The following is a 12,760-nucleotide window of genomic DNA, read 5'->3' as shown; positions in this document are numbered from 1 at the left end:
GAGGTCAGGAGTTCGATCCTCCTTATCTCCACCATAAAGAATATGATAACCACGCGGTTTACGAGCCGCGTGGTTATTTTTTTGTTTGCGTACGCATAAGGCTGTGGGGGTATGAAAAGGGAAACATGGGGTAAGGATTTATATTTTATGAAGCATTGGTTGCTTCATAAGACAGACTGTACAGAACAAAATCGGTCGTTTTACCTAACAGGATAGCTGGGAACTTTGTCTATCGCTTAGTGTCAGTTCGATAGAAGAGGCTTTGCGAAAGCTGATAGCTTCTGGTAAACTGAAGAGAAAAGGGCTGGGAAAACGTTCCCGTTATTACCGGCTGAAATAATAGTATTCCGGATGGACTGTGGATGAAAAATTCCTAGTTTTACATTTCACATGGTGTAGCGTTTTTTACTTTTTGAACGGGCAAAGCGTTCTAACCTGGATGCTGATTATCCGGATTGCAGGAATTTTCCTATGCTTTGACGAATGTATTTAGAAAGGTGAGCTAATAATGTGTGTTAAGATAATCTGTGACGGGTGTATAGAGGTGAAATCATGAATCGTAAACCGTATAGTGCCGGAGCTGTTAAATTTGCTTTCTGGTTTCCTGAGTTTCGTAAGGAAATCGCTATGCTTTCTGAGGGCCTGAGTTTTGATGAAATCAAGACGGCGTGTCTTGAACAGAATATGTTTAATGCTTCGACGCCGGCCCGGGCCACGATGATATATCAGACAGTGACAGCACGGATCCAGGAGCTGGATTCCAGTATATACCCGTTATTTCAGCAGTCGGACCTGGCAACACAGAAATTGATCAACCTGACGGCTATCATGATGCATGAAAGCCTCTTTTTTGATTTTATGTATGAAGTGTTTAAAGAAAAAATTCTCATTGGGACTAATGAGCTGAGTGACAAGGATATACGGATTTTTTTCCGCGACAAACAGCTGCAGGACAGCAAAGCCGCAACCTGGACGGATCAGACGTTGCAACGCCTGGGGAGGACCTATAAAAGTTATATTCTGGAAGCTGGCCTTTCCGACCGGGGCCAGAAGACACGGAAATTATTCAAACCCATCCTGGATCCGGCCTTTGAAGCCTGGCTGGGCCAGCAGCACCTGGAACCGATTATCAAAGCATTGACGGGAGTTTGATCAGCATGGCAGTACAGACAGTATCGCGTGAATATTATAAAAATCGCCGCAGCCTTTCCGAACGGTTTGCCGAGATGGACGAAAAAATCAAAGTTCCCTCCTTCCGGCAGTCTACCGGCAAAGCCAACGAGGTCAACTACTGGGTATTTGACTATCCGCCGGAACAGGAACTGGAAGTCCGCAGTCATATTGAATGGCTGAAAAAACGCAATAGTAAAGGTTTTGATGACTACGAATTAATTATATATGATTTATACGATATCATCATCGACCGATTAACGGAAAAAGGCTATATTGAAAAGACCAAGAAGTTGGAAAGCCGTGGCGGTATCCAGCATGTCGTAACGGCTATACAGCGGATGCTGCGGATTACCGACAAAGATAACTACCTGGTCCGCTATATGGAAGAACATACGCCGGAAAACGCCGTTGTCCTGATTGCGGGGATTGGCAAATGCTATCCTATCTTAGAAGCGCCGGAAGTGTTCAATAAAGTGCTTTACAATTTGCCACAAAAATTTGCCGCCACGCCGGTCATCCTGTTTTATCCGGGGACCTATACGGAACAAGAGCTGGTGGTTTTTAATGAATTTGTGGAAGATAGCTATTACCGGGCATTCCGCATAGCCCGCTAAAGAGGGATGAATCATGGAAATTAAAGATATGTTTGCCAAACCCATCGACCGTGACCTGCAAGGCGTCATCAAGGTCGGCGACATTGAAAATGAAAATATCCGGCAGGAGCTGGAAGAATACGTCGTGACGAAGGAACTGCAAAAACACTTTGCCGATTTTTTTGCTGCCTACAAGAAAGGAATCAACGGGACGACGCCGAAAATGGGCGTCTGGATTTCCGGCTTCTTTGGCAGTGGTAAATCGCACTTGTTAAAAATCTTTTCCTATCTGCTGGATAATACCGAAGTCGGTGGCAAAAGAGCCATTGACTACTTTATTGACGATCATAAAATCGAAGATCCGATGGTGCTGGCCGATATGAAACTGTCCGCCGAAACGCCGACCGATGTCGTCCTTTTTAATATCGACTCCAAGAGCGACTCCAATGGCAAAAAAGATAAGGACGCCATCGTCAACGTATTCCTCAAAGTCTTCAACGAAATGCAGGGCTTCTGCGGCACGATTCCCTATGTAGCCGACCTGGAACGCAATCTTGCGGAAAAAGGCCGCTACGACGAATTCAAACAGAAATTTGCCTCCGTCAGTGGTGAAGCGTGGGAAGATGCGCGCCATGAATTCGACTTCGTGCAGGACGATATCGTCGATGTCCTGGTCGATATGGGCGTCATGTCGGAAGAATCAGTACGGAACTGGTGTGAGAAAGCTACCCAGCCCTATCGCATCTCTATCGAAGAATTTGCTGGCCGCGTCAAAAAGTATATCGACGAAAAAGGTCATAACCATCATGTCGTGTTCCTCGTCGATGAAGTCGGCCAGTATATCGGTGACGACCGCAATCTCATGCTCAACTTGCAGACCGTGACCGAAGATCTGGGCAGCGCCTGCAATGGCAAAGCCTGGGTCATTGTCACATCCCAGCAGGATATCGATTCCATTATCAAAGTCAAAGGCAACGATTTCTCCAAAATCCAGGGCCGCTTTGATACCCGTCTGTCCCTGTCTTCCGCCAATGTCGATGCGGTCATCAAAAAACGTATCCTCGAAAAAAATGATACTGCCGCCCAGACGTTGCGTCTCCTGTACGGCCAGGAAGAAACGACCATCAAGAACAAGATTGTCTTCACCGACTCGGTAGAACGCAAATTGTACACAGGAAAAGACGATTTTGCCGCCGTTTATCCGTTTATCCCGTATCAGTTCAATCTGCTTGGTTCCGTCCTGACCGCTATCCGTACCCACGGTGCTTCCGGCAAGCATCTGTCCGAAGGGGAACGCTCCATGCTGGCCATGTTCAAAGAGTCGGCAGTGGCCTATATGCATGAACAGCAGGGCACGATTATCCCGTTTTATGCCTTCTACACGCCGATGGAAAATTTCCTCGACCACAGCCATCGCAGCGTCATCATCAAAGCCTATGAAAATGACTATATCAACCCGGATCACAAGACCGGTGATGTTTTTGCCATCAACGTACTGAAAACACTGTTCCTCATCAAATACGTACAGGACATGATGCCGAATGTCGATAATATTACGACCCTCATGATGGATAATCTTGAAGAAGACCGGATTACCCTGAAGGGAAACGTCGAAGAGGCTCTTAAAGTCCTGATCCGCCAGATGCTGGTACAGAAAAATGGCGAATCCTATGTATTCCTGACCAACGAAGAACAGGAAATCAACCGGGAAATCGAAAGCGAAGATATCGACAATGCCGATGTCATCCACAAAATTTCGGAAATGGTCTTTGAAGATATCTTTACGGACAAAAAATACCGTTATCCCAAATTCAACGGCCGCTATACATTCAGCTTTAATCAGACCGTCGATGAATACCCCTATAAAGTAACAAAAGGCAATGATATTGGCATCCATATCCTGACGCCGGCTTCGGATATTACCGATGACGCCATGCTGGCTTCTTTATCCATCGCACAGCCAGATGTCCTGATAGCCCTGCCCAATGACCGGGCCTTTATGGATGAAATCCAGACGTACCTGAAAATCGAAAAATTTCTGCGCCGCAATACGACGGCCTCGATGGTGCAGTACGAAAGCATCAAAGAAGGAAAACGGTTGGAAATGCGGGAACGCTATGACAACGCCCGCTTATTCCTGATGGAAAATCTGAAGAACGCCACCATCTACATTAACGGCAGCCCGGCGGATATCAAGGCTAAAGATGTCAATGTCCGCATTCAGGATGCATTGCATCACCTTGTCGATAAGGTATACAACAAATTATATTACATTGATACGCCTTTTGATGAAAGCAGCATACGCAAATTGTTTGCCCAAAACGGACAGACCGCGCTCAATCTGGATCAGACGCGCCAGGCCAACCAGCTGGCTCTGGATGACGTACTGGCCTATATCCAGATGAATTCCCAGGCGCACCTGAAAACCTCCCTCAAATCGGTCAAAGACCGGTTCATGAAAGCTCCCTATGGCTTTGTCGAAGACGATGTGGAATACCTCGTAGCCCAGTTGTTCCGTCAGGGCGATATCGCCTTTACCGTCAATGGGGCTCCGGTCAGCCTGATGAACAAAACGAAAGATGAAATCATCAATTATATCACGAAGAGACAATTCGTAGAAAAACTGATGATGGAACGGAAAATCCGCATTTCCAGCAAGGATAAAAATACGTGTAAAGACATTATGCGGGAACTGCTGCAAATCACTCCGGTAACAGACGATGAAGACGAACTGATGCAGCATACCCGCAACGGATTCCAGAAATTGCTGTCTCAATTAGAAATAGTACAGGTATGTTATGAAAATAATGATGCTTATCCGGGAAAAAACGTAATCGGTCAGGGAATCCGGCTGTTGCAGGACATCCTGGCAACACGGTCTACGAAAGAATTTTATAAAGAAATCGTCGATGCTAAGGATGATTTGCTTGATTTTGCTGAAGACTATGAACCAATCCAGGAATTTTTCCAGGGTGAACAAAAGCAGATTTTTGATAACGCCCTGAAATCGATGAAAATTTATGATGACAGTAAAAACTATATCGTCAACCATGAGTTGGAAGACACGGTAAAAGAAATCAAGCGGATTCTGTATGAAGATAATCCGTATCGGGATATTCCCCGCCTGCCGGAACTGCTGAATACATTCGGGGTGCTTTATACTGCGGTTCTGGATGAACAGGAAAAACCGGTCCGCGATTCTATCTACAGCTCTCGTCAACGCGTCATGGACGTACTGCGGGAAAAGTCCTATCAGGAAGAAAAGAAAGATTCCTATGCACACCAGTTCGATGATCTGCTGCGAAGAGTGGATCGGTGCAATAACGTATCGACACTGCGCAGCTTTGCTGACCAGGCCGATGCGTTGAAAATCCGCCTGCTCAATGAAATGGACGCCAAGGATAACAAACTGGCACGGGAACAGGCCGAAAAGAACAGAAAGAATGCCCCGGGCCAGTCCGGAACGAAAGAAAACATGCCTAAGGTTACGCCGCCTATCAAAAAGACAAAGAACGTGACCATCAAGGCCATGACCGGGACGGCTTCGTGGCGTCTGGAATCGCCCCAGGATGTCGATGCCTATGTCGGAGCCTTGCGGAAAAAATTATTGAGCGAACTAGATAAAGACACGATTATTAATGTTGAATTTTAATTGGAAAGGGCAGGGACATCATGGATAAAACGGCTATAAAGAAATTTTCCATCTGGGCGAGAAACAAACTTATTGCCGACAGCGTATATAGGGCGCGGCTCCTGGGCATCACCGATAAAGAGATACAGGACCCGCTGCCCCAGTCTACGAAGGATGCCCAGTTCTTCGATATCGGCTTAAAAGAACCGGCTATCGTTACGGGAGACGCTATCGCCCAGCGGAACAATCTCGTGGCCGTCATCAGGGAAAAGACCAAAGACATCTCCTATCCGGAGGCTTTTTCCCGTATCATGGAAGAAACTGCCTATACCTGGTTCAATCGTCTCATCGCCATCCGGTTCATGGAAGTGAACAATTATCTGCCCGGCCATGTCCGTGTCCTGTCCTCGGATAATCCGGAAAAAATCGAACCGGATCTGGTAACGTCGCCGTTCGATTCGGACTTAACGTTTAGTGAAGACGAATCGCGGCAAATCGTAGACTGGAAAACAAACAACCAGACCGACGACCTGTTCCGGATGCTGTTCCTCAAGGAATGTAATGCCCTGAATGAACCCCTGCCCATGCTGTTTGAAACCATCGCCGACTATACGGAACTTCTGCTTACCCTCACCATTTCTGACCGGGACGGTGTCGTCTGGCACCTCGTCCATGATATACCCGAGGATGATTTCCGTGACCAGGTGCAGATCATTGGCTGGTTTTATCAGTATTACAATACAGAACCGAAAGATAAAGTCTTTGCCCGTAAGAGCAGTGAAAAAATAAAGAAAGAAGATATCCCGGCTGCTACCCAGCTGTTTACGCCGGACTGGATCGTCCGCTACATGGTAGAAAATTCCCTGGGGCGGTTGTGGGTAGAAGGCCATCCCAATGAGAACCTCAAAGGGCAATGGAAATATTATCTCGACGAAGCAGAACAAGAAGAATCCGTCCAGAAACAACTGAATCAGATATATGCTGAACACAGTAAGCTCAATCCGGAAGATCTGACCTGCCTCGATCCCTGCTGTGGCAGCGGCCATATCCTGGTCTATATGTTTGATGTACTCATGCAAATCTATCAGAGCCGGGGTTATCGTGACCGTGATGCCGCCATCAGTATTGTCGAACATAATCTGTATGGCCTCGATATCGACGAACGGGCAGCCCAGCTGGCCTATTTTGCCGTCATGATGAAAGCCCGCCAGTATGACCGGCGCTTCCTGAGCCGGGGCCTCCAGCCCCATATCTATGCCATCGAAGAAAGCAACGGCCTCTCGAAATGGCAGGAATTTGCCGGCAGTGATTTTGGCCAATTGACACTGGACCAGACTTATATTGTGCAGGCTGATGAATTGATCGACCTGTTCCACGATGCCAAAGAATACGGCTCCATCCTCAAGGTAGAACCGACAGATTATGATAATCTCCAGGACTATCTGGAAGAAATCCGGCAGAAGGGTTCGGAAAACATCCTCTTTGCCGCCTGGGCTGATGAAATGGCTGACAAAATGCCCAAACTCATCAGTCAGGCCAAGCTGTTATCCAGAAAATATGATGTCGTCGTGACCAATCCCCCCTATATGGGCAGTGGCGGTATGGATGCTAAGTTGTCGAAGTATGTCAAGGATAATTATCCTGATAGCAAGAGCGACCTCTTTGCCGTCTTCATTGAACAATGTGGGGCTATGATTAAGCCAAATGGTTATCAGGCCATGATTACCCAGCACGCCTGGATGTTCCTTTCCAGCTATGAAAAGCTGCGGGAAAAAGTGCTACAGAAGACCATTGTCAATATGGCCCATTTAGGGCCACGTGCTTTTGATGAAATCGGTGGGGAAGTTGTACAGACGACGGCTTTTATTATTGCTAATACTGAAGTTATAAATTATAAAAGCAACTATTATCAGTTATTGAGACCAACAACTCAGGTTGGCAAGGAAAAAATGTTTTTACGTAAACAGGGAAGATATGCTGTTAATAGTGATGAATTTAAAAAAGTTCCTGGAATACCTTTTGCATATTCCATGCCAAAACATTTAATACAACTATTTGTTAGCTGTAAACATGTTAGTGACTTTTGCATGCAGCGAATGCGAATTTCAACGGGAAATAATGATTATTTTTTAAGATTATGGCATGAAGTAAGCAATAAAAAATTATTTTATCCTAATAAGTGGATTCCGTTCAGCAAAGGAGGTTCTTATCGAAAGTGGTTTGGAAATTGGTGGTATGTTTTAAATTATGAGAATGATGGATATGAGTTGAAGCATTTTAAAGGTTTTAGTGGCGGAAATGATAAGTTTTATTTAAAGAAAGGTCTCGTTTGGACTGATTTATCAACAGGAAAAATTTCTTTTAGATATTTGCCTAAAGGCGCAATAGCTTGCTCTGCAGGTCCAATGCTTTATTTTGATGATAAACACATACGATATTATTTGCAGGCATTTTTTAATTCATATGTAGCAGATGAATATATTAAAGTTCTATGTCAAACTTTGCATTTTCAGTGGGGGGATATAGCAAAGATTCCTATAATTTATAAAAAACAGAATTTAGATGTAATTATTAAATTAGTTCAAGCAAATATTGATATTTCAAAATCCGACTGGGATTCCTTTGAAACGTCGTGGGATTTCCAGACTCATCCTTTATTAGCTTCGTCTGCTTTGGATATGGCCGGCCTGATTACGGCGAAACAGCCGACGCTGGCCGAACGGTATGAACAGTTCAAGGCTGTCTGTGAAGATCGTTTCGACATCCTCAAGGACAACGAAGAAGAATTGAACCGCATTTTCATCGACATCTACGGCTTAGAGGACGAATTGACGCCGGACGTAGCCCCTAAAGATGTGACGGTCCACCAGGTTTTTGACAGCAAAGACGATGTTCCCGACGACCTTCAGGGCAGTAATTATGTCCTGACCAAGGAAGACGTCATGAAGTCCCTCTTGTCCTATGCCGTAGGCTGTCTTTTCGGCCGCTACTCCCTGGACACACCGGGTCTGGCTTATGCTGGCGGCGAATGGGATGCTGATACGTATCAAACCTTCATTCCTGACAGTGACAACGTCGTGCCCATTACCGACGAAGAATACTTTGATGACGACCTGTCGTCCTTCATCTGTGCCTGGCTGAAAAAGGCCTTCGGCCGGGAAAACTTCGAAGCCAACCTGGAATTCCTCACCGATGCCCTGGGGACCCGGGGTACTACTTCCAGAGAAAAGCTCCGCAACTATTTTCTCAAAAACTTCTACAAGGACCATTGCAAGACTTATCAGAAACGGCCGATTTACTGGCTCTTTGACAGCGGCAAGGAAAACGGCTTTAAGGCTCTCGTCTATCTCCATCGCTACGATGAAAACACCATAGGGCGCGTCCGTGCCGATTATCTCCACCGCATGGAACGGATTTACAGCAATGAAGTCAACCGCATGCAGGATGTTATCGACCACAGCCATTCGGCCCATGAAGTATCGGTAGCGGAAAAGCGGCTGGAAAAGATGAAGAAGCAAATCAAAGAATGTCAGGACTATGATGCCAAGCTGGGCCACCTGGCCCTAGACCAGATTCACCTCGACCTGGACGATGGCGTCAAAATCAACTACCGCAAAGCCCAGACCGGCCGGGACGGTAAATTTTACGAAGTATTGGCCGACTCCAAAGCCATCATGGCCAAAGACTCCCTCTGGCACGAATACCTCACGGAATGGCCCCATGAAAAGGAGTAACCTATGAGTAATGACTATATACCTCCTTTTACAATGACGGAGGAAATAACAAATCTTACAATTGAGATTGGTCAATATGTGGGTATGATTGCAACCTATGAATTGCTGCATCCTAATCCTGTTTTGCGCCGGGAAAACCGCATCCGCTCGATTCATTCCTCATTGGCTATTGAGCAGAATACCTTATCCCTTCAACAAGTGACAGATGTCATTGAGGGAAAACGGGTTTTAGGACCACCGCAAGACATTTGTGAAGTAAAAAATGCCTATGAAGTGTATGAAAAGGCAGCTGCTTTTGATCCGTACAGCATTCAGGATTTATTGACGGCCCATAAAATGATGATGACCGGATTGGTAAAGGAAGCAGGATGCTTCCGTTCGGGCAATGTAGGTGTTTTTGCGGGAACGCAACTGGTTCATGCCGGGACTCCCGCTCGTTACGTGCCGGAATTAATTCAGCAATTGTTTACCTGGATGAAACATTCGAACTATCATCCATTAATAAAAAGTTGCATTTTTCATTATGAATTTGAATATATTCATCCTTTTGCCGATGGCAATGGCCGGACCGGCAGATTGTGGCAGTCGGTAATACTACAAAAATGGCAGCCTTTTTTTGCCTGGCTGCCTATAGAGACACTGGTACATGAAAACCAGGAAGCGTATTATCACGCCTTGCAAATGGCAAACAATGATGGAGAATCCACTGTTTTCGTGGAATTTATGTTACAAATGATTCGTGATGCCTTGAAAGAATTGGCAGAATCGCAGAATGAACAACAAAAAAAATCAAATGTCGGTATACATGTCAGTATAAATGTCGGTAAAAATGTCGGTAAAAACGTCGGTAAAAATGTCGGTAAAAACGAACAGAAAGTACTACTGCTGCTTCAGCAAGACGGAAGATTAACAATAAAGGTATTAGCTGAAACATTGGCTATTACCCCTAGACAAGTAGAGCGAATCATTGCTAAATTGAAGAAGCAGGGATTGTTAATCCGGCATGGCGCCAGTAAAGGCGGATATTGGCAGGTCAATTTGCCAGACAAATAACTATTTCCTATGAAGAGTCGGTGAATTATGGCAGAATTAAATCTCAAGCAAATAGAAAACAGACTGAATGAAGAATTTCATACAGGTGGAGACGGAATCCGGAAACTGGTCTTTTGGTATGATGACCGGGCTGAATTTGCCGAAGATGTAGATTCCCTGCATCTGGATAAGGCAAAAATCCTGCATCTTAAGCCGGATACGCAATTTGCTACCAAGCTCTTCCTCGAACGGGAAGACCGGACTACGAATTATCTCATTTATGCCCCTTTTTCCAAGCCCGACGTCCACGAGAATCATTTGGAAGATATCCTGCTCTATTCGCGGTGTTTTTATGCAGACCGGGCCTCTTTGCTCGCTGTCGATCTCGGCATTAATGAAGAATGGAAGCCGGTCCTGGAGCAACATATCCGCTTTTTTGCCAATAAAGAGCGGACGAAGAAATTTTATGACCTGGGTATCAGCCAGTACGATGGAACGACGATCCGCCTGGGTATGATATGTGCCCTGGCAGGCGCCCGGACGTGTTCGCTTGAAGAAGCACTGCACATCATCCTCAATGAAGAAAGCCAGAAAAACCATCGGATTTTTGACGAATTGGCCCGTTATGATTTGATGGATTCTTTTTGGGATTTATGCACCCGCCATTTTGGCCTGGCCTGGGAAAATCCGGGCATAGCCAAGCTGGTACTGGCCCTGTTTGTGACCTGTGCCGCTCATGAAATCATGGAACCCGTACCAGGTAGTTGGGAACCTTTCAAAATGTGCAAGCCCGGCAATGCTATTGCTTTTCTGGACAGCATGATGAACAGCGTTGTCTATCAGGCTGTTTTTGACAGGCTGTCACTCTTTGCCAGCAAGCAGCTCCGTGTAGCAGATTCACTGAAAACGTACCCTCTGGAAAGCTTGATTGCCTGCGGCTGCTTCGCTGATATCGATACGCTGCTGATCCAGTGGATTGCCGGCCGTCTGGAAGCGGAAGATGTGGATGCGCATTTAGGTGGCTACAGTATTCCCGCACTTTGCGAATTTCGCAAAAAGACACATTTCGGCCAGCAGCGGGAACCTGTATACGACATGTTTATCTGTGCCGGCCAACTGGAAAGGCTGACCGGCCAGTCGTATCCTGAGGGATTCCGGGATATCATTACGGCCTATGAAAACAATCTGTACCAGATTGATAAGGCTTACCGCCATTTTTATTACCATCTGGATCAGCTTGCCGATGCCAGCGTTTATGAAACACTGCGGATATTGATTGAAAATATGTATACCAATGAATACCTGAGTAAATTATTGCCGGAATGGAATGCGGGTATCATGGAAGATAAGGCTTTATCGGTGATTCCCCTGCAACGTAATTTCTATGACCATTATGTCGGTGCCTGCAAAGACCGGGTTATGGTCATTATTTCCGATGCTATGCGTTACGAAACAGGACGGGAACTCTTTGACCGCCTGGATGATAATCCCCGCAGCGAAGTGAAAATCGGGACGATGCTCAGCACCTTGCCGTCGTATACGCGGCTGGGCATGTCGGCCCTCCTGCCTCATCGGAAGCTGGAACTGTCCCCGGAAGGAAAAGAACTCGTTGACGGGGCATACTGTATCGACATCCAGAACCGGGAAAAAGCATTGCAGGCATGGCAGCCGATGGCCTGCTGTGTATCCTTTGATGACGTGAAACACATGAAAACACTGGATATGCGGGATATTTTCACGGGCCAGCAGGTCATTTACGTATATCACGACCAGATAGATGTCCGTGGCGAACATGCCGAAGATGAAGTGTTCCAGGCCTGTGAAGAAGCCGTGAAAGAAATCCTGGATTTCATCGAGAAAGTCCATAACGGGGCTAATACACATCATTTCATCGTGACAGCTGACCACGGGTTTATTTACAAGCGAAATAAGGTGCAGGAATCGGATAAAATCGGCAACGTCCATCACTATGATATTGTGAAACGGCGTTACATCATCTCTCAGGAAGGCATCCGGGAAGACGGTGTGCAGAACCTGAATCTCGGCTACCTGCTGGGAAACGAGGACAGCCGGATAGTTTCTTTCCCCATTGGGACCAGTGTATTCAAGACGCGGGGCAGCGGCGGCCAGAATTATGTACACGGTGGCTCTTCGCCGCAGGAAATGCTGGTCCCGGTCATTGATGTCCATATGGAACGGGGCAAAGCGGATGTGCGGACGGTACAAATCCGTTTCATCAACACCATCAGTAAGATTACCAATCTCATTACGACGCTGGATTTCATCCAGTCGGAACCGGTCGGGGAGGCTGTCAAAGAAGCCACGTATCTGATTGGTTTTGTAGATGCCGAAGGCCAGCCTGTTTCTAATGAAATCACACATGTGGCTGACAGCCGGGCAGAAGACCCGGCCAAGCGGACATTCCGGATCCGCTTTACGTTCAAAAATCAGAAGTATGATGTCAGCCAGTCATATTTCCTGGTCATCAAAGACGCGGAAACGGGCATAGACGTATTCCGCCATCCGTTCATTATGGATCTTCCCTTCGCTGGGGATTTCGGCTTTGATTTGTGATGAACGCGGAGAGGAAGGATTGA

General features: G+C 46.3%; 6 protein-coding genes and 1 tRNA gene (1 of these 7 running past the window's edge). All 7 read left to right on the top strand.

What is annotated here, in order from left to right:
• Positions 1-34: transfer RNA gene (locus tag B4H10_RS11145), tRNA-Ala, on the top strand (it extends 115 nt beyond the left edge of the window).
• Positions 35-552: 518 nt separating this feature from the next.
• Positions 553-1,152, top strand: a complete 600-nt coding sequence (locus B4H10_RS11140) for a DUF1819 family protein (RefSeq protein ID WP_292018861.1) — start codon at positions 553-555, stop codon at positions 1,150-1,152.
• Between the two features lie 5 nt (positions 1,153-1,157).
• Positions 1,158-1,787 (top strand): DUF1788 domain-containing protein, encoded by a 630-nt coding sequence (locus B4H10_RS11135; RefSeq protein ID WP_292018860.1) that lies wholly within the window; start codon positions 1,158-1,160, stop codon positions 1,785-1,787.
• Positions 1,788-1,800: 13 nt separating this feature from the next.
• Positions 1,801-5,418 (top strand): BREX system P-loop protein BrxC, encoded by a 3,618-nt coding sequence (gene brxC / locus B4H10_RS11130; RefSeq protein WP_292018859.1) that lies wholly within the window; start codon positions 1,801-1,803, stop codon positions 5,416-5,418.
• Positions 5,419-5,438: 20 nt separating this feature from the next.
• The gene (pglX, locus tag B4H10_RS11125; RefSeq protein ID WP_292018858.1) at positions 5,439-9,131 is read left to right on the top strand and encodes a BREX-1 system adenine-specific DNA-methyltransferase PglX; all 3,693 of its coding nucleotides are present in this window, start codon (positions 5,439-5,441) and stop codon (positions 9,129-9,131) included.
• A gap of 3 nt (positions 9,132-9,134) precedes the next feature.
• Positions 9,135-10,184: a Fic family protein gene (locus tag B4H10_RS11120; RefSeq protein WP_292018857.1), complete on the top strand. Its 1,050-nt coding sequence runs from the start codon at positions 9,135-9,137 to the stop codon at positions 10,182-10,184.
• A 27-nt stretch (positions 10,185-10,211) separates the two neighbouring features.
• Positions 10,212-12,737, top strand: a complete 2,526-nt coding sequence (gene pglZ / locus B4H10_RS11115) for a BREX-1 system phosphatase PglZ type A (RefSeq protein WP_292018856.1) — start codon at positions 10,212-10,214, stop codon at positions 12,735-12,737.
• Positions 12,738-12,760 lie beyond the last annotated feature (23 nt).

The organism is Megasphaera sp. UBA4382 (assembly GCF_002391155.1).
In the GTDB taxonomy this organism is placed as follows: Bacteria; Bacillota; Negativicutes; order Veillonellales; family Megasphaeraceae; genus Megasphaera; species Megasphaera hexanoica.
Note: the sequence above shows the minus strand (reverse complement) of the source record. Positions and strands in the feature narration are given on the sequence as shown.

Coding starts and splice junctions, on each gene's coding strand:
- B4H10_RS11140 (WP_292018861.1), top strand. CDS start 553: ATGAATCGTAAACCGTATAGTGCCGGAGCTGTTAAATTTGCTTTCTGG.
- B4H10_RS11135 (WP_292018860.1), top strand. CDS start 1,158: ATGGCAGTACAGACAGTATCGCGTGAATATTATAAAAATCGCCGCAGC.
- brxC (WP_292018859.1), top strand. CDS start 1,801: ATGGAAATTAAAGATATGTTTGCCAAACCCATCGACCGTGACCTGCAA.
- pglX (WP_292018858.1), top strand. CDS start 5,439: ATGGATAAAACGGCTATAAAGAAATTTTCCATCTGGGCGAGAAACAAA.
- B4H10_RS11120 (WP_292018857.1), top strand. CDS start 9,135: ATGAGTAATGACTATATACCTCCTTTTACAATGACGGAGGAAATAACA.
- pglZ (WP_292018856.1), top strand. CDS start 10,212: ATGGCAGAATTAAATCTCAAGCAAATAGAAAACAGACTGAATGAAGAA.